The sequence below is a fragment of the Hydrogenophaga sp. L99 genome, from assembly GCF_058731905.1.
On record NZ_CM178972.1, the window covers coordinates 3,287,643 to 3,309,959 of the forward strand.

The window sequence follows — 22,317 nt, forward strand, 5'->3', positions numbered from 1 at the left end:
GCCGCCGGCGGCCTCACCCCCAAGGGGGCGGCGCTGGTGGTCCTTACTTGGCGGGCGCTGCTTTTTCGCTTTCAGCTGGCTTGGGCAGCAGACGCGCCAGCTCTTCTTCGCTGATGATTTCCAGCACGCGCACCACACGCTGCACGCCTTGGGTGTTGCGGGTGATTTCGGTGGCGCGGTCGGCTTCGCGCTGGGTCAGGCGCCCCATCAGGTACACCGTGCCGCGGGTGGTCAGCACCTTGACCGCCGACGCGGGCAAATCGCGCGCGTCAATCATGGCGGCTTTGACACGGCCAGTGATCAAGGTGTCTGACGAACGCTGGGTGAGCGACGAAGCCCCCAGAACATCCAGCTCATTGACGACACTGCGCACGTTTTCCACGCCCGCCACGGTGGTTTCTGCCAGCGCTTTGTCTTGCTCGCTAGCGACCTCGCCGGTGAGCAGCACCTGGCGGTTGTAGCTGGTCACGGACACGTTGCCACGCTGGCCAATTTGTTCACGCAGGCGGTTGCCCGCGCGCAGCTCGATACCCTGGTCTTCCACCTGGGCGCCTGAGGTGCGGCGGTCGGTTGCCATCAAGGCACCGGTCATGGCGCCACCCACGATGAGCGGTGCGCAGGCAGACACCGCCGCCCCCAGCAACACAGCGCTCAGGGTGGTGGTGGCAACGCGGCGCCAGCGGTTTGGCTTCAAAGACTTCATGCGGGGTTCTCCTGTTCGTTGCTGACCGCGTCGGGCAGGCCCAGCAACTGGGCGTCCACACCGTCGCAAATACAGTGCAACACCATGTGGTGCACCTCCAGAATACGGGCCGGCACCTCGTGAGGCACACACACCAACACATCGGTGTCGCGGAGCATTTGGGCCAGGCGGCCACCGCGCCCACCGGTGAGGGCCACCACGGTCATGTCACGTTCGTGCGCCGCTTCCACCGCCGCCAGCAAATTGCCCGAATTGCCGCTGGTGGACAGCACCAGCAACACGTCGCCGGCCTGACCCAGCGCACGCACCTGGCGGGCGTACACGGCACGGGCATCGAAGTCGTTGGCAATGCCGGTGAGCACGGCGGCGTCGGCCGAGAGCGAAAACGCGGCCAGCTCGGGGCGCTCGCGGTCGTAGCGGCCCATGAAGCTGGCGGCAAAGTGCTGTGCCGCAGCGGCAGACGGGCCGTTGCCACAAGCCAGCACCTTGCCGCCGCCCGTGACGCTGACCAGCACTGCGGTGGTGGCGGCTTCGACCACCGGGGCCAACGACTGCGCGCACTGGTATTTCAGGTCGGCGCTGTCGATGAATTGTTGTTGTATTCGTTGCAAAAGCATGGGGCGATCATAGCGGTCAGGGGGTGTATCAAAAGCTTGCGGATGCATCAAAAGCCGCACGCAGCCAGTCGATGTGCAGGGGCTCTGGCGCTTCGGCTGGCTGGGCCAGCCGACCCTGTATCAGCACCACATCAAACCGGCATGGGGGTTCTGATCCGAGTTGCAGCAAAAAGTGCCGCGCCGCCAGCACAATGCGGCGCTGTTTGGTGGCGGTGATGCTGGCAGCGGCGCCGCCCTGGCGGGCGCTGGCGCGCTGGCGCACCTCCACAAACACCAGCGTGCCATCGGCCTCGCGCATAATCAAATCGACCTCGCCGCCGCCCCGGCCCGGGGTTTTGAAGTTGCGCTGCACCAGCGCCAAACCGTGGCGCTGCAAATGCGCCAGTGCCATGTCTTCTGCGGCGTCGCCCAGGCCCTTGGTTGTGGGCTGGGCGGGCACCGGTGCCACCTGTTTTCTGGAAAACCACATTGTCTGCAAGCACTCCATCCCTGTTGGCCGCCGCGCGCGAGGCAGCCGCTCACCAGCATTATCCGCAGGGCGCGCTCTATATGGTCGCCACCCCCATCGGCAATCTGGCTGACATTGGGCTGCGCGCCTTGCAGGTGCTGTCGCTGGCCGACACCGTGGCCTGCGAAGACACGCGCCACACCGCTGGCCTGCTGCAAGGCTACGGGCTGCACAAGCCGCTGATGGCACTGCACGAACACAACGAAGCCGAGGCCGCACAAACCGTGGTGCAGCGCCTGCAAGAAGGCCAGCGCGTGGCCTATGTGAGCGACGCTGGCACCCCTGGCGTGAGCGACCCTGGCGCGCGCCTGGTATCGGCCGTGACGGCCGCGGGCCTACGCTGCGTGCCCATTCCGGGCGCGAGCAGCATCACCGCGCTGCTGAGCGTGGCGGGCTCACCGCGCACCGGCGGCTGGGACGGCCGGTTTGTCTTTGCCGGTTTTTTGTCGCCCAAGGCGGCCGAGCGGCAGCGGGAAGTTCAGCAGATGGGCGGCGACGCACGGGCCTGCGTGCTGCTGGAAGCACCCCACCGCATTGAAGCACTGGCCAAAGACCTGGCCGCCCTGGGCGAGCGCATGCTGACCGTGGGGCGCGAACTGACCAAGCAGTTTGAAGAGGTGGCGCACCTGAGCGCGGCATCGTTTCCGGCCTGGCTGCAGGCCAATGCCCACCGCACGCGGGGCGAATTTGTGTTGCTGGTGCACCCGCAAGCGGCCGACAAGGCCGACACGGGCACGCTGGACGCTGCCACCCAGCGCACGCTGGACGTGTTGCTGGCTGAGTTGCCGCTGAAAACCGCCGTGAAACTGTGTGCCGAGATCACCGGCCAGCCGCGCAACACCTTGTACGAAACGGCCCTGGCGCAGCGCAAAAGCCGGCAGGCTGAAGAAGACTGAAGGGCCGCAAGTCGTGTGCGGCGCATCAAAGCACCGCACACACCGCCGTTTCAAGGCAGCATGCGCGCCATGGGGTCGTTGCCCGAGCGCGGTGCGCCAGTGGTGCCAGGCGCGGCGGCCTCGGGCACTTCGTGGGCCTGCACGTCCACCACATCACCCAGGTCGGCCCCACGCGCAGCGGGGTGGCCGGCGCCCGCGCGGCCTGGCCACACACCGCCCGCGTAGCGCTGCGAGGTTTGCCGAAAGTGGTTGAACATGACCACGGGCGCTGGCTTGCGCCCGGTCACCAAGGCCCATAGCGAAGCCACCAGCACCACAACCAGCACCGCCAGCAAGAGGCTCAGCACAAAAACGGCGAGCGCCAGGCCCAACGCCAGTTTGAAGATGCCGCTGACCACACGGCCCAGAAAATCAGAAAAACCATTCATAGTAGAAAGAGCCCGACGGGCCAGTGGAGTTCCACAAGGATCGGCACAAAGCGAGCCGATTTGTCCAACAATGGACCGCTCAGAAGCCCAAACGGGTATTACATGGGGACAAGCGCCCCGGTTGCAAGCATTTTCTGGAATCTGCCATGGCCCTTGCCCACCCCGAACGCCTTTACCGGCCACTGTTGCTGCTGGCCTTGGCCCTGCCCCTGGCGGCCCAGGCGCTGGAACTGTCCGACGTGGCGCTGGAAGGCGAGTTGCGCTTTTTGAGCGAACGCCCCGATCCCGGCGCCTACCACTACGCCTCGCAGGTGCAGATCAGCGACGACAGCCTGTCCAGCGGCGTGGTGCAACTGACCACCTGCCACCACCAGCTGGACCCCAACGCCAAGATCGTGATCGCCTTCAACCCCCAGCGGGTGCAGCGCATTGAAATTGCGTCCACCGAGGGCGTGGAGCGTGCGCAGGTGCAAGGCCACATGGTGGAACTGACCCAGGTCAAACGCGGCGGCAGCGCCTGCATCAACCTCACGTCCAAAGCCCTGGAGCAGGTGGACGCACACACCTGGCGCCTGCACGCCGGGCCACTGATGCGGCGCTACCTCGACGGCTACCTGCCCATGCAGGCCCGCCTGGCCTTTCAGTGGCCCGACGGCCTGCTGCGCCTGAAAGGCACCCAACCTGCCGGACAACCCGGCGTCACGGTGAACAACAGCAGCACCGGCGCGCAGCTCGACCTGGTGTTTGCCGGGCGCATGACCGCCACCCTCGACCTGGTGCGCGGCACACCCTGAACACGCCGCGCTGCGGCGTGTCATGCGGTTGCGGGTGCCGGCTGCTATGCTGAGAAATGCCGCACGCATTCGACGTGTGGCTTTTTACTGCCCGTCATGAAACCGATTTACCAATACTTCTTCCGCGGCCTGATCACGTTTTTGCCCTTGGCACTGACGATCTACGTGCTGTTCCTGTTTGTCACCTGGACCGAGGGCGTGGCCATGGCCCTGATCCGCCCCGTGATTGGTGACTTTTACCTGCCCGGGCTGGGCATTGTGCTGGGCGCCGGACTCATCATCGGCTTGGGCTTTCTCATCTCGCAGCCCTACACGTCGCGCCTGCTGTCGTGGGTGGAACTGCCGTTCACCAACCTGCCGGTGGTGAAAAGCATCTATTCGTCGCTGAAGAACTTTGCCGACTATTTCGCCCCCCACGAAAAAGACGCCCAGCAAGTGGTGCTGCTGCGCATGCCCGGCGGTGAACTCTCCACCGTGGGTCTGGTCACGCGCCAGTCCATGAAAGGCCTGGCCCGGGGGCTCAACGAACTGGAAGACCACGTGGCGGTGTACCTGCCCATGGGCTACATGATCGGCGGCTACACCGTGTTTGTGCCGCGCAGCTGGACCACGCCCATTGACATGACGGTGGAAGAAGCCATGCGCTCGGCGCTGATCGCCTTCATGTCGTCCAACCGCAGCGAAAAAATCGCCGACAAAACACCTATCCAGGAAAGCGCCCAACCATGAGCATCCGCCACCTCGACGCCCTGTTTGCCCCCGCCTCGGTGGCCGTGTTTGGCGCCTCCGAGCGCCCGGGCAGCGTGGGTGGCACGGTGTGGCGCAACCTGCTGGGCGACGGCACCAGCGGCTACCGCGGCCGGCTCTACCCGGTCAACCCCAAGCACAGCCACCTGAACGGCAGCACCGCCTACCCCAACGTGGACGCACTGCCCGAGGCGCCCGACCTGGCCGTCATTTGCTCCCCACTGGCCACCGTGGCGCCGCTCATTGCAGCGCTGGGCGCGCGTGGCACGCGGGCGGCCATTGTGGTCACCGCCGGGCTCAGCCAAGCGCAAAAGCAGGCCATGCTGGACGCGGCCAAGGTGCACACGCTGCGCATTCTCGGCCCCAACTGCATCGGCATGCTGGTGCCCCACCTGGGCCTGAACGCCAGCTTTGCCCACATCGGCGCGCTGCCGGGCGACCTGGCTTTTGTGTCGCAGTCGGGCGCGCTGGTCACGGCCATGCTCGACTGGGCGGGCTCGCGCGGCATCGGGTTTTCGCACTTTGTCTCGCTGGGTGAACGCGCCGACGTGGACTTTGGCGACATGCTCGATTTTTTGGGCACCGACCCCAAAACCCGCTCCATCCTGCTTTACATCGAAAGCATCGACGAGGCACCCAAATTCATGTCGGCAGCCCGCGCAGCCGCCCGCAACAAGCCGGTGATCGTGGTCAAGGCCGGGCGCTCGGCTGCTGGCCAGCAGGCCGCTGCCTCGCACACCGGCGCGCTCGCCGGTTCTGACGCGGTGTTTGACGCGGCCATTGCCCGCGCCGGCATGCTGCGCGTGGACACGCTGCACGAGCTGTTTCTGGCCGCTGAAACCCTCTCGCGCTTTCGCGACGGTCCTTCTGGCCAACTGATCGTGCTCACCAACGGCGGCGGTGCCGGCGTGATGGCGGCCGACGCCGCGGCCACCGAAGGCGTGCCGCTCGCGCCGCTGGACAGCGCCATGCTGGCCCGGCTGGACGCCGTGCTGCCCGCCAACTGGTCGCGCGCCAACCCCGTGGACATCATTGGCGACGCACCCGCCGCGCGCTACCAGGCCGCGCTGGAAGCGCTCTCGCACGAGACCGACAGCGCCGTGCTCTTCATCCACGCGCCCACCGCCATCGTGCCCAGCGCCGAGATTGCGCAGGCACTGCTGCCGCAAGTCACCGCGCAGCCCCGGCGCGTGCTGGGCTGCTGGCTGGGCGACGCCGCCGTGGCTCAGGCCCGCCACACCTTTCGCCAGGCCGGCGTGCCCGACTTCAACACCCCCGAAGAAGCGGTGCGCGCGTTTTCTTTTCTGCGCACCTACCGCCTGCACCAAGAAGCGCTGCTGCAAACCCCACCGGCACGCAGCGCCGCCCAGCCGGTGGACTTGCCGCGCCTGCGCGCCATCGTGGACGCCGTGCTCAGCAGCGGGCGCGAACTGCTGACCGAGCCCGAAGCCAAAGACTTTCTGGCCGCCGCCGGGCTGCCGGTGGTACCCACCCAAATCGTCGGCACCGACCCCACTGAAGCCGTGGCCGCCGCCGACGCCATGGGCTACCCCGTGGTGGTCAAAATTTTGTCGCACACCATCAGCCACAAGAGCGACGTGGGCGGCGTGCGCCTGAACATTGGCAGCGCCAACGAACTGCGCGAGGTCTGCACCAGCATGCTGGCCCGGGTACGCGAACTGCGGCCCGACGCCGACGTGCAAGGCTTCACAGTGCAGCCCATGGTGCGCAAAAAGCACGCCCACGAACTCATCATCGGCGCCAGCGTCGACCCCATTTTTGGCCCCGTCATCTTGTTTGGCGCCGGCGGTACGGCGGTGGAAGTGCTGGCCGACCGCGCACTCGCCCTGCCCCCGCTGAACACCCCGCTGGCGCTGGCGCAAATCAACCGCACCCGCATCGCCAAGCTGCTGCAGGGCTACCGCGACGAACCCGCCGCCGACACCAACGGCATCGCCCAGGTGCTGGTGGCCGTGTCGCAGTTGCTGGCCGACGTGCCCGAGCTGGCCGAACTCGACATCAACCCCCTGCTGGCCAACCACGAAGGCGCCGTGGCGCTGGACGCGCGCGTGCGGGTGTCGGCCGCGCGCCCGGCGGGTGCGGCCCACTTCGCCATCCAGCCCTACCCGCAGCATCTGGTGGAAAGCTGGGCCTGGCAGGGTGAGGCGATCACGCTGCGCCCCATTCGCCCGGAAGACGAAGCCCAGCACCGCCGTTTTCTGGAGCAGCTGGACCCGGAAGACATTCGGCTGCGCGTGTTTTACAGCCGCCGCAGCATCGAACACAGCGAGCTGGCGCGACTCACGCAGATTGACTACGCCCGCGAAATGGCCTTCATTGCCACCCGGCCCCTGTCCGATGGCAGCGAAGAAACGCTGGGCGCGGTGCGCGCCTCGGTGGACCCGGACAACGAAACGGCCGAGTTCGGCGTCATCGTGCGCTCCGACCTGAAAGGGAGCGGCCTGGGCCACCGGCTCATGAGCAAAATGATCGAGCACCTGCGCGCGCGCGGCACACAGCGCCTGGTGGGCACGGTGCTGCGCGTCAACACCGGCATGCTGGAACTTGCGCAGTCCCTGGGCTTCCAAGAACGCAGCGACCCTGGCGACCCGGACGACCACCAGGTGCGCTACGTGTCGCTGGAACTGCAAACCAACACGGAAGCCCGCGCTGTTTGAACCTGAACGGCCGCGGTGAAACCCATTGAAGGAGCCCGCCATGCCGACATTGCCCAGCCCCTCGCGCCGCCACCTGCTGGTGGGTGGCGCTTCCGTGCTCGCCGCCACGGCCGCACCCGTCTGGCTCACGCCTGCACTGGCACAGCCCAGCTTGCGGCCCACGCCCAGCCAGACCGAAGGCCCGTTTTACCCCGTGGCCCTGCCCGCCGACAACGACTTTGACCTGCTGAGCAACGGCCGCGCCGCCTACGGCAAAGGCCAGCCCGCCTGGGTCGAAGGCCTGCTGACCGACACGCGCGGCGTGCCCGTGTCGGGCGCCGTGGTGCAAATTTGGCAGTGCGACCAGGCCGGCCACTACCACCACCCCGGCGACGGCAGCAAAGCCGACCCCGCCTTTCAAGGCTTCGGCCAGGTCACCGTGGGGCGCGACGGCCGCTACCGCTTTCGTACCCTGCGCCCCGCGCCGTACAGCGGGCGCACGCCGCACATCCACTTCAAGGTGCAACTGGACGGCCAAGACCTGCTCACCACCCAGCTTTATGTGGCCGGCGACCCCGGCAACGAACGCGACTTTCTGTGGCGCCGCCTCAATGCCGAAGGCCGCGCCGCCTTGACGGTGCCGTTTGTGCCCGGCGATGACGGCGCGCGGGCCACGTTTCCCATCGTGGTGCAGGCTTAGGGACTCCCCCCGCGCCGCCTGCGGAGGTTCTATGCTTTTGTCAAGTGCAGGCAAGCACCCGCGAAGGATCAAACGGCTTGCCGGTGCGCCATATGGCAAAGGCAATGTGCAACAGCTTGCGCGCCAAAACCACCAAGGCCTCTGTCGTCTTGAGTCCCCGATCCCGCAGCCTGCGGTACGTCGGCGCAAAGGTCTTGGTGTGACAAGCAGACATTGCCGCGAGGTACATCTGCCACCTCAGCGCTGGTTGCCCTCTCTTGGACAGCCGCCGGCGCCCCTTGCTGCGCCCCGAATCACAAGCCCGCGGGTCCAGTCCGCTGTAGGCCACCAAGGCCTCGGCACTGGCAAACTCCAGCTGCGCGAGCAAACTGGTGAGCAGCGCACTGGCCTGCGGACCAACCCCCACGATGCTCTGCAACAACTCACGCTGGTGGCTCAACTGCGCATCAGCGTTGAGCAACTCGGCGATGCGTCGATCAATCGCCTTGAACAACGCAGCAAAGGCCGCATCGAGCTGGGCCACTTCGTTGGCTATGGTGGTGTCGCAGCCTTGCAAGGACTCACGCAGCGCGGTGCGCTTGGTCACCGCCGTCCAGCGCTGGCCCAGCAACTGCTGCACCTGGCTGAGCAGTGCGCTGGGGGCGCGCCATGGGCGCAAGCGGCTGTGCTGTTCAGCCAGGTAGCGGGCGATGACGTGCGCGTCGACCCGGTCGGTCTTGGCGCGTGCGCCCAACGCCTTGGCGTAAAAGTGAACGTCCCGGGCATTGAGCACGTAGACGTGCAGGCCCGCTGCACTGGCGAGCTGGACCAGCAGCTGGTGATACCGGCCGGTGGACTCCACCGCCAGACGGGTGTGAGGGGGTAGCTCACGCAGCCAGGCGCTGATGGCCTGGGTGTTGTTGGGAATACAGCGGCAACCCGCTTGAGCGTGGACGGCGACCACCAGTTCGGCTTTGGCCACATCCGCGCCGACAAACATCATGGGTACTTGCATGGAAGGCTCCTCCAAGAAAGAATGACGAATGTTGGGGTGGATATTCCCGCCAGCCGCGTTGGCTTGCTCAAAGATCGGCGCTGCGGTGCCGCTCAGTTCCTTATCGACGCTGGAAGGCGGGGTGGGGGCAATCTCCGCCAGTCGGTCTGCGCCGAAAGCCGGTCGTTCAGGCCCTCCACCCCAACACCTCAACCATACAAGCCGGTTCCGCGGCATCCTGGATATGGGCACGTCGCGCCGGTCAGGCGTTCAGCCGCCGAAGGCTCAGCGCCTGAACATCTCCCGCTCCCACCCAAGGCTTTGCACCAGCCACTAAGCTCGCCCCCATGGATTCTTTGACCCAAATCGCCCTCGGCTCGGCCGTCAGCGTGGCCGTGATGGGCCGGCGCACCGCTGTGTGGAAAGCCGCCCTGTGGGGCGCTGTGGCGGGCACCTTGCCCGACCTCGATGCGTTCATCGACCACGGCAACGCCATCCTCAACATGACGCGCCACCGCGCCGAAAGCCATTCGCTGCTCCTGCTCACCCTGGCATCGCCGGTGCTCGCGTGGGTGGCGTCGCGCGTCCACCGAAACCCCAGCACGCCAGCAGCAAGCGGCACCCTGCAACACAGCCCACAGCAAGGGCCAACGTTTTTGCGCTGGTGGCTCGCCCTGTGGCTGGTGCTGTTCACCCACCCGCTGCTCGACACCATGACGGTGTACGGCACCCAGTTGCTGCAGCCGCTTTCAGACTATCCGTTTGGCGTCGGCAGCATCTTCATCATCGACCCGCTCTACACCGTGCCGCTGATCGTGGGCGTGGTGGCTGCGTTGCGGCTCAATAGCGTGCGTGGCCTGCGCTGGAACCTGGCCGGTGTGGCCCTGAGCACGCTCTACCTGGCTTGGAGCTTCGGCGCCCAGCAATACGCCACCCAGTTGGCCCGCGCCTCACTCGCCACGCAAGCCATCAGCGCCCAAGGCCTGCTCGTCACGCCGTCGCCGTTCAACACCGTGCTCTGGCGCCTGGTGGCCACCACGCCCACGCAATACCTTGAAGGCCACTATTCGCTGCTCGACAACGGCCGGCGCATCACCTGGACCGCGCACGACCGCGGTGCAGCGCTCATAGAGCAACACCGCAACGAACCGTCGGTGGCCCGCATGGCGGCGTTCACGCACGGGTTTTACAGCCTGTCAGAAACCGACGGCCGCCTGTTTGTGACCGACCTGCGCATGGGCCAGGAACCGGCCTACACCTTCCGCTTTGACCTGGGCAGCGCACCCGCCCGCGCCAACGGACAGCACCTGCCGGTGCAGCAAAGCATGCGCCCCGACCTGGGCACCGCCCTGCCCTGGCTGTGGCAGCGCATGTGGGGCAACGACGTGGCGCTGCCGCGGTTGTAGGGGCTGGGGCGGCAGCTGCAGTTTTCATAAGCTTCGCAAGCGCAGAGCCCCCACCCCAACCCTCCCCCAGAGGGGGAGGGAGCGAACCGCTCTTCACCCTTCATGCAGCCAAGGGACGGTTTCTGCGCATGGGCCCCTTCCCCCTCTGGGGGAAGGCTGGGATGGGGGCCGTCAGCTCAACAGCCCATCGATTCAAAACCGCTGCCGCACCGCCTCAAGCCATCCAGAACGTGACCGCAATGATCACCACGCCCAGCGCCAGGTTGATGCCGACCGCCGTGCGGATGCTGGTGAGCGCGGCGCCGCCGGCAGGCCAGTCGCTGGCGGCCACGGCCTTGGTCAGGCGCTTGAACAGGGCAAACCGGATGTGGCCAAAGATCAGCATCATGATGATGCCGAGCGTGGCCATGATGGTCCAGTTCAAAGGCATGGCGAAGCCCAGACCGGCTTGCACCGACTCTTTGGCCACGCGCCCGATCATCCACAAGCCGCTGGCCAGCACCACCCCAATGGCCACCAGCACGGCGGCAAAAAAGCGCTGCAGCGTGGCGTGCATCAGGCGCACACGCACCGGCGCTTCAAGCTGCATGGCGGCCGGGCGCAGGAAGAAGTGGGCAAAAACCATGCCACCGATCCACACCACAATGGCCAGGACGTGAAGCAGCTTGAGGGTGGCGTAAATCATGTGAAGGCTCTCGTTGAGGGTGAAACAGGTTTTTCAAATCGCACGACATGTGCGGCGAACAAGAGGGACCCACGCGCTGGCAAAACGTTCAACGGCGCGGTCCCAAAGGGGGGTTCAGGCGCTCACGTCCGTCAGCACGCCGTCCTGGCGGCGCTGCAGCCGGTACGGTGGCAGGCCCTTGAGCATGCGACGCCCATACGACTGGCGCAGCAGCCGCGCATCGTAGCAAACGACCACCGCTTCGTCGGTCTCGGCGCGGATGGCCCTACCCGTCCACTGCAAAAGCCGAGCGCCGGTGGCGGGCACCACCAGTTCGCTGAACGGGTCGCGGCCCTGGCTTTTGAGCCAGTCGGCGCGGGCCTGGCCCACCGGGTCGCTGGGCGAGGCAAACGGCAGCTTGGTGATGAACACCCATTCGCACAGCTCGCCCGGCAAATCGAGCCCTTCGCCAAACGACTGCAGGCCAAACAAGATGGATGCGCTGCCCGCCGCCACGCGCTCGCCGTGTTTGCGCAGCAGCTGGGTGCGCGAGGCATCGCCCTGCACCAGCACCTTGTCGCGCAGGTCTCTGTGCAGGCCGCGTTCCAGCAGCTCTTGCGCGCGCCGCATCAACGCTTTGGACGTGAACAGCACCAGCGCCCCGCGCCGCACCTCGGCCAGGTCGGTCATCAGCGCGTCGAGCATTTCGCGGGTGTAGGCCTCCACGTCTTTCGGGTCGGCCTGGGTTTGCACCACCACCAGGCGGCCCTGGCGGGCGTGGTCAAACGGGCTTTGCACTTCGCGCGCCACCACCGCGTCGTCGTAGGCCAGGCCCGACTCGTGCAGAAAATGGTCAAACCCGCCACAGGTCACGAGCGACGCCGACGTGACCACCGCCCCGCGCACCTTGCTCCAGAGCTGGTTGCGCAGCAGGCTGCCAGGCTGCAGCGGGCAGGCGTGCGCGGTGAGCGTCACCAGCCCGTGGCTGATGCCCGCTTCAAGCCACTTGGCCAGCGGCGCCTGCCGGGGCTGGCCGGGTTCGCCAGACGCCGGCTCTTGCAGCCACAGCGTGGCGGTTTCTTGTGCGCTTTGCAGGCGCGGCGCCAGCACGCCCAGGCGGCTGTAGAGCTTGGCGCAGCGGGCGGCGTCGCCCGGGTTGTCGCGCGCGTTGGCCTTGAGCTGGGTGGCCAGCGCTTCAAACACCTTCAGCAGCGCGCTGGCGTTGGCTTGCAGCCGGGCCACGGTTTCCAGCCAGTCGGGCGGCAGCGCGCCGCCTTCAAAGCGGTCCACCACCGGGGCGCCGCCGTCGGCAAAACCACCCTTGGCGGGCCCGCCGGCAAAGCCACCGCGCCCAGCCGCCCGCGCCGGGGCGCGGCCGGTCAGGGCCAGCCAGTCGGGGTTGTCGCCCATGCGTGCCATGGCCATGCGAGCCAGCTCACCTTGCGCAGCTTTCAGTTCGCGCGCCAGCGAGGCCACGTCGGCATTGGGCGTGTGCTGCAGCGCGCCGGCCACCTCGTCCACCGCGCGCGGCAGGCGGTCGAGCCACTGGGTGCGCATCAGGTCCATCGAGGCGGTGAACTGCCCCTGCGCCACCGCGCCCAGGTGGTGCGCCTCGTCAAACACCAGGTAGCAGTCTTCCGGGGCGGGCAGCGCGTGCAGGCCCAGCGTGGCCAGCAGCAGGTCGTGGTTGACCACAATCACCTGCGACTGCGCCAGCTTGGCCCGCGCCTGGTAGTAGCTGCAGCTGTTGTAGCTGGGGCAATGGCGCGCGGTGCAGCTGTGGCGCTCGGCCGCCACGGGGCTCCACACATCGCCCTCGGGCGGCTCATCCAGACGGTCGCGGTCGCCGTCCCAGGCGCCGCTGTCAAGCTGGTGCGTCCACTGCAGGTATTGCTTGGCGCGCTCGCCCCAGCGCTCGGCCATGCGGGCGCTGGCCGCCGCCTGCGCCACGGTGTGCGCCGCCACGCCCGCGGCCGATTCGTCGGCAGCCGCCGGCGCATCGTCGCTCTCAAACAGGTCGGCGCTGGCCGCGTCGCCGCCGCTCAGCTGGTCCAGCTTGAGGCGGCACACATAGCGCCCGCGCCCCTTGGCCAGTGAAAACGTGAACGGCTCGGGCAGCGCCGCCGCCAGCGCCGGCAGGTCTTTGGCAATCAGCTGCTCTTGCAGCGCCACCGTGGCGGTGGAAATGATCACGCGCTTTTGCTGCGCCAGCGCCAGCGGGATCACGGTCGACGCATACGCCGCCGACTTGCCCACGCCCGTGCCGGCCTGTACCACCGCAATGCCGCGCTCGGGCAAACCGGCCTCGCCACTCACCGAGCCGTCGCCCAGGCTCACGCCGCTGAGCGTGTGGGCAATGAGTGCGGCCATTTCACGCTGCCCGGGCCGCGCCCGAAAGCCGCTGGCGTGCGACACCATGTGGTCAAACGCGGCCAGCGCCAGCGCCTCGCGCGCCAGCGGGCCAGACGGCAGCGCCTCAGGCGTTTCAGAGTCAGCGGGGGTGGCGGTGGGTTCAGGGACTTGAGACATGCGGGGCTGACAACGGGGCGAACGAAAAGGCGAAACGCCGGACGGCGGGTCGAGCGCGCATTGTCCCAGACCCATGCCAGCGCTGCTCCCGGGAACGCCAGGTCAGCCCAAGGCTTCCAAACGCTGCGCTGTCAAATGAGCACCGTCCAGGTATTGGACCAACACGGCCAGGTCCGCCGCGCGCACACCCAAGCCTTGAAACACCGTTTTCCATTGCGCCACTTGCTGGCCAATGTTGGCGGCCATGCTGCGCGCAGCAGCGGCGCTGAGCCCAAACGCATGGGCTTCGGACAAGGCGTTGGCGAGGCTGGCCTCATGGCCTCGCTGGCCCACGCGCATCTGCTGGTAGCCCAGACCTTGCGCGGCGGGCAGCACGTCGAAGGCCGCAGACAAGGCATAAAAACCATCTGTACCGCGCACCAACGCATGGTTTTTTTCGTGGTCGTCCGTGTTGTCGATCAAGATATTGAACACCATGCGCCTGAACAGCTCCTGCTGCTGTGCGCGCACCTGCTCCGGGCGGCCCAGGCGCCGCAGCAACTGCGCCAGCTCGGGGTACCCCATGGGCTCACCCGCTGCACGCAGCGCCACAAAGGCCGACTGCACATGCAGGCGGCGAGCGCCCTCGCGGTCAAACCGGCGCACGGCCACTGCGTGCCCTTGCGGCAAAGGCAGCGCCCGGGTCTCGGCCGTTTGAATGCCGCACAGCTGGGCCAGTTGCATGCTGGCGTGCTCAATCAGCGGCGCGTCCAGCTCACCGCCGTCTGAAAACTTGACCACCCAGGCGTGTCCGTCCATGTGCATCAAAGACTTGGGCCGCGCCCCGCCCATGCTCACACCCGGCTGCAACAGGCGGCGCTGTTGTTCGTTGAGGGCGTCCCCCGCCATCACGCGCTGCACGGTGCGGTGCAAGTCGCTCAGCGCATCAAAGTTCGCCATCACCGCCGTGGGTGCGGGTTCATACACCCCGTCCTGCAACGAAACGCCCAAGGCCCCAAACCGGTCATCGCCCGCGAAATACAAATACTCGAGCAACGACAAGCGGGCAGGCCGCTCAAGGAGCCGAATCACGCGCTCGCCCCATTGGTCTGGCCGGGCGTCGTCCACCGCACCGGCAGCCGTGTCGCGCTCTGCGGACAGGTGCAAACCGGGCTGCAACGGCAGGTCTTCGCTCAAGGCAAAACCGTGCGGCCCCGCCAACCAGCCCGGTGCGTAGCTCAGACCCACCTTGCGGCGGTTGTCCTGCAAACTTAAGGTGCCGATGCGCTGCGGGGCCGCCGGGTTGGCCAGGTACCACAGGCTCATGCTGTCTTGGGCTTGGTACGGCATGCTCACACCACCTCTGCCGGTTTGCGCGACATGCGCCGCCCCCGCTGGCGCACGGCTTCAAGGTCTTGCTCCAGGGCATTCAGATCGTGCGCAGGCGCAGCCACTTCGGGCAAGGCGGCGTGGCGGCCCATGAGCCACAACGCCGTGGCGTACACCCCTATGCCCACCGAAGGGTCGCCTTTTTCCATGCGGATCAATGTGGGCACCGACACCGCCATGCGGCTGGCCCAGGCGCGCAGGCTTTCCCTGCGGCGCTGGCGGGCCAGCGCCAGGTTTTCACCCAGGTCGCGCAGCGCCTTGGCGGCCGACGCGGGCAGCTGTTCGGCCGCAGCAGATGGTTTTGGCATAACGCAAACTTTAACAGAATACGTTTTTTGTGTCGTTTTGATTTTTCAGAAAAACCATAAGGCCGAACCATGCGCATTCATAATGCACACACCCGCAGCCCCCTCCCGCATGACGCTCAACCCCCTCGTCCTCTCCCTCGCCCTGGCAGGCCTCGCCCTGCTGGGCGCGCGCCAGCTGCTGCGCTGGGGCCTGGCGCCCACCGCCACCGTGGCCGGCACCCAGCCCGCCGAGCTGGGCTTGCCAGCCCGCAGCGTGCACCTGAACGGGCCCAACGGCCTGCGCCTGTTTGCCTGGTACCTGCCGCCGCTGGCGCAAGCCGGCGCAGCGCCCGCCGTGGCGCTCATGCACGGCTGGGGCGGCAACGCCAGCACCCTGCTGCCCGCCGCGCAGGCCCTGCACGCCGCCGGTTATGCCGTGCTGCTGCCCGAGTCGCGCAACCACGGCCGCAGCAGCCGCGACGACCACAGCTCCCTGCCCCGCTTTGCCGACGACCTCGACCGCGCCCTCGACTGGCTCGCCCAGCAACCCGAAGTGAACGCGCAGCGCCTGGCCGCGCTCGGCCATTCGGTGGGCGGCGCGGCGGTGTTGCTCGTGGCATCGCGCCGCCCCGGGCTGGCCGCCGCCGTGAGCGTGGGCGCGTTTGCCCACCCCGAACAAGTCATGCGCCGCTGGCTCGCCGCCTACCGCGTGCCCTACTGGCCGCTGGGCTGGCTCATCAACCGGTATGTGGAATGGGTCATCGGCACCCGCTTTGACCGCATCGCCCCGCAGGCCACCCTGGCGCAAGCGCGCTGCCCGGTGTTGCTGCTGCACGGCGCACAAGACACCACCGTGCCCCTGGCCGACGCACAAACCCTCATCGCCCAGCGCGGTGATGCCAACGCCCGCTTGCTCACCCTGGACGGCACCCACGAAGCCTTTGCAGACCCGGCTGCCGCTGAACGGGCGGTGCTGGGGTTTCTGGCTGAAAAGATGGCGGCGTAACGATTCAACCTACCAAGAGCCTGCACGGCATCGGTTTCAACCATTGCATAGATGTAGCCCAAGAGCTACACTTTGCCGATGCAAGTGGAAAAGACCGACCAGTACCGCGACTGGATTGACGATCTGAAAGACCGAACCGGGCGGGCGAGGGTGCTCATGCGCGTTGATCGCTTGATCCATGGCAATGCGGGCTCTCACCGCCATTTGACGGAAGGCGTCTCGGAACTCAAGATCGATGTTGGTCCCGGCTACCGGGTGTACTACTCGCAACGCGGTAACAAGATCCTTTTGCTCATCGCAGGCGGCGACAAGTCAAGCCAGACCAAAGACATCGCGCTTGCTCTGGAACTCAACCGAAAATTTGTGGAGTCGTCATGACAAAAAATGCCACCAAAGCGCCTGTGAATCCAAAGACCTCGGCCTACGACGTATCCGAACACCTGCGCACACCCGAAGAGATGGCCGCCTACCTCGACGCGTGGTTGGATGAAGCACCGGAAGACGCAGCCGGCATTGCCCGCGCTTTGGGCGACATCGCGCGGGCAAAAGGTATGTCACAAGTAGCCAAAGACGCCGGCCTGAGCCGCGAGAGCCTTTACCGCGCCCTCAGTGCTGAGGGCAACCCCAGCTTCGCTACGGTGCTCAAGGTGGCCAAGGCTCTTGGCGTCAGGCTTCACGCACAGGCAGTGCCCACGGGCACTTGATCCAGCAGGCCGCTGCGCCAGACACCGCCCGCCGAAGCGCCGGGCCGGGCTCCCTTCCCCACTGTAGGAGGGCTGGGGTGGGGGCTCTCCCCGGTTGGCGGCTTCAGCGCGCCAAAACCAACCCCTTAAGCCTACCGGCCACCGCGCCTGCACGGCCCGGGTGGCTACCGCCTTTCAAGCCAACAAATCAGCGCGGCACGCGGTGCAGCGCACAAATCTTGTTGCCATCGGGGTCGCGCAGGTAGGCCAGGTACATCTGCGCGCCGGGGGTGCCGCGCAGGCCCGGCGGGTCTTCGCAGGGGGTGCCGCCATGGGCCACGCCGGCTGCGTGGAAAGCGTCGGCCTGCTCGGGGGAATTCGCATTAAAACCAATGGTGCTGCCGTTGCCGTGGCATGCGCTCTCGCCGTTGATGGGCGTGGTGATGCCAAAGGTGCCCGTGGGGCTGCGGTAGAAAAAGCGGCTGCCGTTGGCCACGCCGGGGCCAATGCCCAGCGTGCCCAACACGGCGTCGTAAAACTGGCGGGATTTTTCGAGGTCGGCCGTGCCGACCATGACGTGACTGAACATGGGTCTGTCTCCTGTTGTTGGCCCACAGCGGGGCGGTGTGAAAACGCGGCCCGATGTTACCCGCCAACCCCACGCACCCCCTGCCCGCCAGCGCCTTGTCCCCATAGCCCGGCGGCCTTGGTAGCCTCACTGCCCCTGGCCGAGGGCGAAGCCTTTCACGCCATCAAAGGTGCACAGGTTTTCGGTCTTGATCACGTCCACGCCGGCGTCGGTCAGCGCACCCAGCAGGGCCACAATGTCGCGCTGCGCCACCTCGCCGCCGTCGCTGGCCGCCACGAAACGGCAGCGCCAGTGGTCGGTGCAAAAGGTTTCGGGGAAGCCGCCCGGCCACACCTTTACACCCCGGTTGGTGATCATCTGCAACGCCAGCGCGGCGGTGTTGCTGGCCTGAAGCTGCACGGCCAGGGCGTCGGCGCTCAGCGCCGACTGGTGCACAAACACGTCCACCCCCACCACCGCTTTGCGCGCCGCTGGCGCCCGCACATACAGGGGTTTGGCTGCCGTGCCCGGCGGCAGCGCAGCAGCCTGCTGGTAACGCACCGGCTTGAACTGCTGGGGCAAACGCCCCAGGCGCTCAATGATCGCGTCGGCAAAGTCCATGCTGCCAAACGGCAGCGGCAGCCCGGTCTTGACCGCACCCGCTTCGCCGCCCTGCAAGTCGGCGGTGAACACGCCGTCTTCCAGCGTGCTCAGCCAGGCGTTGTGGATCTGGGCCGCCACCTCGGGCTGGCCAATGTGCACCAGCATCATCACCGCGCCCAGCAGCAGACCGCTGGGGTTGGCAATGCCCTGGCCGGCAATGTCGGGCGCGCTGCCGTGGATGGCCTCAAACATCGCCACATGCTCGCCAATGTTGGCGCTGCCCGCCAGGCCCACGCCGCCGGTCATTTCGGCGGCAATGTCGCTGATGATGTCGCCGTACAGGTTGGGCGTCACGATCACGTCAAACAGCTCGGGCCGCGTGGCCAGCCGCGCCGCACCAATGTCGATGATCATGTGATCGGTTTCTATTTCGGGGTATTCCACCCGAATTTCGTCGAACACCTGGTGAAACAGGCCGTCGGTCATCTTCATGATGTTGTCCTTGCTCATGCAAGTGACCTTTTTACGGCCGTTCGCCCGCGCGTACTCAAACGCGTAGCGCACGATCTTTTCGCAGCCCGGGCGGGTGATGAGCTTCAGGCACTGGAACACCTCGTCGGTCTGGCGGTGCTCAATGCCCGCGTACAGGTCTTCCTCGTTTTCCCGCACGATCACCAGGTCCAGCTTGGGGTGCTTGGTGGCCACAAACGGCGCGTAACTCACGCAAGGCCGCACGTTGGCATACAGTCCCAGCGTCTTGCGGATGGTCACGTTCAGGCTCTTGTAGCCGCCGCCGCTGGGCGTGGTGATGGGCGCCTTCAAAAACACCTTGGTGCGGCGCAGGCTGTCCCACGACTCGGGCGCAATGCCGCTGCTGTGGCCCGCCTGGTAAAGCCTTTCACCAATCTCGATGGTTTCGGGCGCAATGCGCGCGCCGGCCGCCATCAGCACCTTGAGCGTGGCGGCCATGATCTCCGGGCCAATGCCGTCGCCGTGCGCCACGGTGATCGGCACCAGCGTGTCGGCCGGTGTCTGAGCGGTGGCCTCGGCTTGGTTCAGCAGGTCTTGGGGGGTGTCGTTTTTCATGGTGTGTCCTGGGTTGTGCCCAGCGGCTGCTAGGGGGTAGCCGCACTGTAGGCAAGACCACGCATTAAGAAAAATACTTTTTTTTCATTGAACACATAGACCAAAATCTATGCATTCAACCCACCGATCCACCCCGCCACCCGCCCCATGCCCACCGCCATCAAACGCCTGCTGCGCACCTCGCCCCAGCAACTGCGCGCCTTCGAAGCCACCGCCCGGCTCATGTCGGTGACCCAGGCCGCACGCGAACTGCATGTGAGCCAGCCCACCGTGAGCGTGCAGCTGCGCGAGCTGGCCGAGCTGGTAGGTGAACCGCTGTTCGAGCCGCTGGGCCGGGGCATTCGCCTCACGCCGGCGGGCGAAGCGCTGCAAGCCACCGTGACCGACATCGCCGCCTGCTGGCAGCGCTTTGAAGACCGCCTGGGCGACCTGCACGGCCTGCTGCGCGGGCGCCTGCGCATCGCCGCAGTGACCACCGCCGAATACTTCGTGCCCGACCTGCTGGGCCCGTTTGCCGCGCTGCACCCCGGCGTTGAAATTGACCTGGCCGTGGAAAACCGCGACCGCGTCATCGCCCGCCTGCACCGCCAGGCCGACGACCTGGCCGTGATGATGCTGCCGCCCGCCGAACTGCCGCTGCAAAGCCTGCCGTTTCTGGACAACCCGCTGATCGTCATCGCGCCCAGCAGCCACCCGCTGGCCCACAGCCCGCAACCCCTGCCCCTGAGCGCGCTGAGCCAGGAACGCTGGCTCATGCGCGAAGCCGGCAGCGGCACCCGGCTGGTGGCCGAGCGCCACTTTGCCGACCACGGCTTCGCGCCCCGCATCGCCATGAGCCTGGGCAGCAACGAAGCCATCAAACACGCCGTGGGCGCCGGCCTGGGGCTGGCGGTGGTGTCGGCCCTGGCGGTGGAACCGGCCGGCGCGGCCTCAGCCACCGCCGCCGGCGCGCCCTGGGTGCGCCTGCCGGTCGAAGGCTTTCCCATCGAACGCCAGTGGTCGCTGGTCTGGCGCAGTGACGCGCCGCTGGCCGCGCCGGCCCGGCAACTGGTGGCCTACCTGCAAAGCGCGCAAGAGCCCTTGGACAAGCGCGCCGCCGGGCGGCAGCCGCACTGAGCGCTCAGCGCCCGGCCAGCCGCCCCGTCGCGCATGGGTGCCACACGCGGGCCAAGAGCGGCTGATGGGGCATGCCCTGCTGCAGCGCCTTGGCCTGAAGGTCTTGCCAGTCGCCAGTCGCCCGAAGACAGGCGGGTGCTCACCAGCTCACCAGCTCGCCTTGCAAGGCGGTGGCGCGCGCCGCCGCTTTGAACTTCGCCAGCTCGGCCTTGGTGGCGACCGACCTCAGCGCGCCCTTGTCGAAAGCGGCCATCAGTTCGAGTTCACAGGCATCAGTCTTGGACATGGGGTCGTCCTTTGTCAAATGGTCTCTGGTGTCATTGCTGCGGCAGGGGGTTGTGATTTAGTCACCGCATCGAACATACGGGGCCGTCTGGCATGACTGGCTTACCATGCACTGCGTTTCCGCACGGTCGCGGAAAGAATCCAGGGAGGACCAAACATGAACACACTCAGCGTGCACCGCATCGAACCGCGCATCCAGCTAGTGCGCGGCGTCAAAGTCATCATCGACGCCGATCTGGCCGAACTCTATGGCGTGCCCACCAAAGCACTGAATCAAGCGGTCAAACGCAACGCCAGTCGCTTTCCGTCCGATTTTCTTTTCCAGCTAATTGAGGCTGAGAAAACGGAGGTGGTCACAAACTGTGACCACCTCGCCAAGCTCAAATTTTCCAAAACGCTGCCCCACGCCTTTACCGAACACGGCGCCATTCAGGCCGCCAACGTGCTGGCGTCGGCCCAAGCCGTTGAGATGGGCATCTATGTCGTGCGTGCTTTCGTCAAGCTGCGCGAAGCGGCCATTGAACACCGCGACCTCTCCAAAAGGCTTGATGGGCTGGAGGAGAAAACCGATGCGCTCGCGATGGACCATGACAGCTTTAGCCGCAACACCCGCCTCCAGCTCAGGCAGGTGCTCGACGCTCTGCGTGAACTGACCACGCCGCCCGAAACGCCCAAGCGGCCCATTGGTTTTGTGCCGCCCGAGGACAAGGGCGCCGTCAAGACGCCCAAGGCCCAGCGCAAAGCCTAAGCGTCAGCAATTAGTCCCAGTTGAGCAGACCCGCAACGTTTCGCCTCAAGCCTCAATAGTGACCACCTCCCGGACCCACGTCAGCGGATTTCGAACAACGCGCTTGAGCGCAATATCTGGTCGAACTTTCTTCACACGAGAGGCGAATTTCTCGACCGTTTCCTGTGGTGTACTCACACCAAATATCACTGCGGCGACTGCACCTTGGATTTTGATTTTGCAGTTGGCTTGCCAATTGCCCTCAAACGGCGGAGCGGTCTGCAAGACGGACGAAATGCGCCACTCTTCCTCACCGCGCCATTCACGAGATTTCATGTAAAGCACTTGTGCAAAGGCCTCTTCGTTCCTATCGACCGGATTGATTTCCGGCACATCGTCCGAGTAGCGGACCGGGTGAAGAGCCCCAACGTGCCACGACTTGTCGCATCGATATTCAATGCAAATTCCCGCGTGATCTGCAGCATGGCCGTCTGCGTCTTTGTGCTTCGCGTAGTTGGCCCACATGGAAAAGTTTGTCGGACTGGTTGTAAAGCAGGCCACACGAAGGACGTGCATCAGACAGTGCCTCGTGTAGTGAAAAACGTGATCTGGGGGAACAAAATTGTTGTCCCGCAATTCTTGAAAGTTCTTCTGCGCGATCGCCATCACGGCCTCGTCAGACAAGAACGGCTGTGATTCACGAATTCCCCGCCAAAAGTACGCGACCATGTCCTCGCCGTTCCCTGCGAAGCGCAGGTGAAATCGGGCCTCATCTGGATCGTTCAAGTCCTTCAAAGCGGACAGGTAGATCCCGTCCTGAGCGATCTCGAAATCGATGAGTCGATCCAACGTGTCCGGCGCTACCGTCCTGTACCGGAACAGTGCAAATGGAAACTCCCCTTGATAGGTCAGGTACGACTTTTGATAGGTATTTCGCTCAGTCCACTGTGTCATTTTTTCCATATT

Annotated in this window: 24 protein-coding genes; 11 read left to right on the top strand and 13 right to left on the bottom strand. The window is 66.2% G+C overall.

Features of this window, described 5'->3' with window-relative positions; genetic code table 11:
* Nucleotides 1–43: 43 nt before the first annotated feature.
* Genes AC4QBL_RS15610 through AC4QBL_RS15620 form a run of 3 tightly spaced genes read right to left on the bottom strand, consistent with a single transcriptional unit; the run spans nucleotide 44 to nucleotide 1,789 of the window.
* Entirely contained in the window at nucleotides 44–703 is a 660-nt protein-coding gene (locus AC4QBL_RS15610) for a BON domain-containing protein (RefSeq protein WP_472900808.1), read from the bottom strand.
* Nucleotides 700–1,320, bottom strand: coding sequence for an SIS domain-containing protein (locus AC4QBL_RS15615; protein WP_472900809.1), 621 nt, complete (start codon nucleotides 1,318–1,320; stop codon nucleotides 700–702). The genes AC4QBL_RS15610 and AC4QBL_RS15615 overlap by 4 nt, the downstream gene beginning before the upstream one ends.
* Nucleotides 1,321–1,348: 28 nt before the next feature.
* A complete protein-coding gene (locus tag AC4QBL_RS15620) occupies nucleotides 1,349–1,789 on the bottom strand; it encodes a YraN family protein (protein WP_472900810.1) in 441 nt (146 codons plus the stop codon).
* Here AC4QBL_RS15620 and rsmI point away from each other — a divergent pair.
* Entirely contained in the window at nucleotides 1,789–2,724 is a 936-nt protein-coding gene (gene rsmI / locus AC4QBL_RS15625; protein ID WP_472900811.1) for a 16S rRNA (cytidine(1402)-2'-O)-methyltransferase, read from the top strand. The genes AC4QBL_RS15620 and rsmI overlap by 1 nt on opposite strands.
* Nucleotides 2,725–2,774: 50 nt before the next feature.
* Here rsmI and AC4QBL_RS15630 read toward each other — a convergent pair whose 3' ends face one another.
* Complete coding sequence (locus AC4QBL_RS15630; RefSeq protein WP_472900812.1) at nucleotides 2,775–3,152, bottom strand: hypothetical protein; 378 nt, start codon at nucleotides 3,150–3,152, stop codon at nucleotides 2,775–2,777.
* Between the two features lie 146 nt (nucleotides 3,153–3,298).
* Here AC4QBL_RS15630 and AC4QBL_RS15635 point away from each other — a divergent pair, with 146 nt between their 5' ends.
* The 4 genes from AC4QBL_RS15635 (at nucleotide 3,299) to AC4QBL_RS15650 (ending at nucleotide 8,050) form a co-directional block, all read left to right on the top strand.
* Entirely contained in the window at nucleotides 3,299–3,946 is a 648-nt protein-coding gene (locus tag AC4QBL_RS15635; RefSeq protein ID WP_472900813.1) for a hypothetical protein, read from the top strand.
* 96 nt (nucleotides 3,947–4,042) lie between these two features.
* On the top strand, nucleotides 4,043–4,675 hold the full coding sequence (locus tag AC4QBL_RS15640) for a DUF502 domain-containing protein (protein WP_472900814.1): 633 nt from the start codon (nucleotides 4,043–4,045) through the stop codon (nucleotides 4,673–4,675).
* Nucleotides 4,672–7,371 carry a bifunctional acetate--CoA ligase family protein/GNAT family N-acetyltransferase gene (locus tag AC4QBL_RS15645; protein WP_472900815.1) on the top strand — a complete coding sequence of 900 codons (2,700 nt, stop codon included), beginning with the start codon at nucleotides 4,672–4,674 and terminating at the stop codon, nucleotides 7,369–7,371. Before AC4QBL_RS15640 ends, AC4QBL_RS15645 begins: the two co-directional genes overlap by 4 nt.
* A gap of 40 nt (nucleotides 7,372–7,411) precedes the next feature.
* The gene (locus tag AC4QBL_RS15650; protein ID WP_472907361.1) at nucleotides 7,412–8,050 is read left to right on the top strand and encodes a dioxygenase family protein; all 639 of its coding nucleotides are present in this window, start codon (nucleotides 7,412–7,414) and stop codon (nucleotides 8,048–8,050) included.
* Between the two features lie 40 nt (nucleotides 8,051–8,090).
* Here the strand turns inward: AC4QBL_RS15650 and AC4QBL_RS15655 are convergent, their stop codons facing one another.
* A complete protein-coding gene (locus AC4QBL_RS15655) occupies nucleotides 8,091–9,044 on the bottom strand; it encodes an IS110 family RNA-guided transposase (protein WP_472907360.1) in 954 nt (317 codons plus the stop codon).
* 326 nt (nucleotides 9,045–9,370) lie between these two features.
* Here AC4QBL_RS15655 and AC4QBL_RS15660 point away from each other — a divergent pair, with 326 nt between their 5' ends.
* Nucleotides 9,371–10,429, top strand: a complete 1,059-nt coding sequence (locus AC4QBL_RS15660; protein WP_472907359.1) for a metal-dependent hydrolase — start codon at nucleotides 9,371–9,373, stop codon at nucleotides 10,427–10,429.
* A gap of 214 nt (nucleotides 10,430–10,643) precedes the next feature.
* Here AC4QBL_RS15660 and AC4QBL_RS15665 read toward each other — a convergent pair whose 3' ends face one another.
* The 4 genes from AC4QBL_RS15665 to AC4QBL_RS15680 form a co-directional block, all read right to left on the bottom strand.
* The gene (locus AC4QBL_RS15665) at nucleotides 10,644–11,114 is read right to left on the bottom strand and encodes a CopD family protein (RefSeq protein WP_472907358.1); all 471 of its coding nucleotides are present in this window, start codon (nucleotides 11,112–11,114) and stop codon (nucleotides 10,644–10,646) included.
* Between the two features lie 114 nt (nucleotides 11,115–11,228).
* A complete protein-coding gene (gene dinG, locus AC4QBL_RS15670; RefSeq protein ID WP_472907357.1) occupies nucleotides 11,229–13,622 on the bottom strand; it encodes an ATP-dependent DNA helicase DinG in 2,394 nt (797 codons plus the stop codon).
* Between the two features lie 102 nt (nucleotides 13,623–13,724).
* On the bottom strand, nucleotides 13,725–14,951 hold the full coding sequence (locus AC4QBL_RS15675; RefSeq protein ID WP_472907356.1) for a type II toxin-antitoxin system HipA family toxin: 1,227 nt from the start codon (nucleotides 14,949–14,951) through the stop codon (nucleotides 13,725–13,727).
* Nucleotides 14,952–14,953: 2 nt separating this feature from the next.
* Complete coding sequence (locus AC4QBL_RS15680; RefSeq protein WP_472907355.1) at nucleotides 14,954–15,298, bottom strand: XRE family transcriptional regulator; 345 nt, start codon at nucleotides 15,296–15,298, stop codon at nucleotides 14,954–14,956.
* A gap of 109 nt (nucleotides 15,299–15,407) precedes the next feature.
* Between AC4QBL_RS15680 and AC4QBL_RS15685 the strand changes: the two genes are divergently transcribed.
* From AC4QBL_RS15685 to AC4QBL_RS15695, 3 genes are all read left to right on the top strand, one after another.
* On the top strand, nucleotides 15,408–16,283 hold the full coding sequence (locus tag AC4QBL_RS15685) for an alpha/beta hydrolase (RefSeq protein ID WP_472907354.1): 876 nt from the start codon (nucleotides 15,408–15,410) through the stop codon (nucleotides 16,281–16,283).
* A 78-nt stretch (nucleotides 16,284–16,361) separates the two neighbouring features.
* A complete protein-coding gene (locus tag AC4QBL_RS15690; RefSeq protein ID WP_472907384.1) occupies nucleotides 16,362–16,661 on the top strand; it encodes a type II toxin-antitoxin system RelE/ParE family toxin in 300 nt (99 codons plus the stop codon).
* Nucleotides 16,658–16,987 (top strand): addiction module antidote protein, encoded by a 330-nt coding sequence (locus AC4QBL_RS15695; protein WP_472900823.1) that lies wholly within the window; start codon nucleotides 16,658–16,660, stop codon nucleotides 16,985–16,987. Before AC4QBL_RS15690 ends, AC4QBL_RS15695 begins: the two co-directional genes overlap by 4 nt.
* Nucleotides 16,988–17,174: 187 nt before the next feature.
* On the opposite strand, the gene AC4QBL_RS15700 is transcribed toward AC4QBL_RS15695, so the two are convergent.
* On the bottom strand, nucleotides 17,175–17,555 hold the full coding sequence (locus AC4QBL_RS15700; protein WP_472900824.1) for a VOC family protein: 381 nt from the start codon (nucleotides 17,553–17,555) through the stop codon (nucleotides 17,175–17,177).
* Between the two features lie 126 nt (nucleotides 17,556–17,681).
* Nucleotides 17,682–19,223, bottom strand: coding sequence for an NADP-dependent isocitrate dehydrogenase (locus AC4QBL_RS15705; RefSeq protein WP_472907353.1), 1,542 nt, complete (start codon nucleotides 19,221–19,223; stop codon nucleotides 17,682–17,684).
* A 147-nt stretch (nucleotides 19,224–19,370) separates the two neighbouring features.
* Between AC4QBL_RS15705 and AC4QBL_RS15710 the strand changes: the two genes are divergently transcribed.
* On the top strand, nucleotides 19,371–20,339 hold the full coding sequence (locus tag AC4QBL_RS15710; protein WP_472907352.1) for a LysR family transcriptional regulator: 969 nt from the start codon (nucleotides 19,371–19,373) through the stop codon (nucleotides 20,337–20,339).
* A 139-nt stretch (nucleotides 20,340–20,478) separates the two neighbouring features.
* Here AC4QBL_RS15710 and AC4QBL_RS15715 read toward each other — a convergent pair whose 3' ends face one another.
* Entirely contained in the window at nucleotides 20,479–20,625 is a 147-nt protein-coding gene (locus AC4QBL_RS15715; protein WP_472907351.1) for a hypothetical protein, read from the bottom strand.
* Between the two features lie 171 nt (nucleotides 20,626–20,796).
* On the opposite strand from AC4QBL_RS15715, the gene AC4QBL_RS15720 reads away from it, so the two are divergent.
* Nucleotides 20,797–21,372, top strand: a complete 576-nt coding sequence (locus AC4QBL_RS15720) for an ORF6N domain-containing protein (protein WP_472907350.1) — start codon at nucleotides 20,797–20,799, stop codon at nucleotides 21,370–21,372.
* Between the two features lie 45 nt (nucleotides 21,373–21,417).
* Here the strand turns inward: AC4QBL_RS15720 and AC4QBL_RS15725 are convergent, their stop codons facing one another.
* The gene (locus AC4QBL_RS15725; RefSeq protein WP_472907349.1) at nucleotides 21,418–22,314 is read right to left on the bottom strand and encodes a DUF2971 domain-containing protein; all 897 of its coding nucleotides are present in this window, start codon (nucleotides 22,312–22,314) and stop codon (nucleotides 21,418–21,420) included.
* Nucleotides 22,315–22,317: the final 3 nt, after the last annotated feature.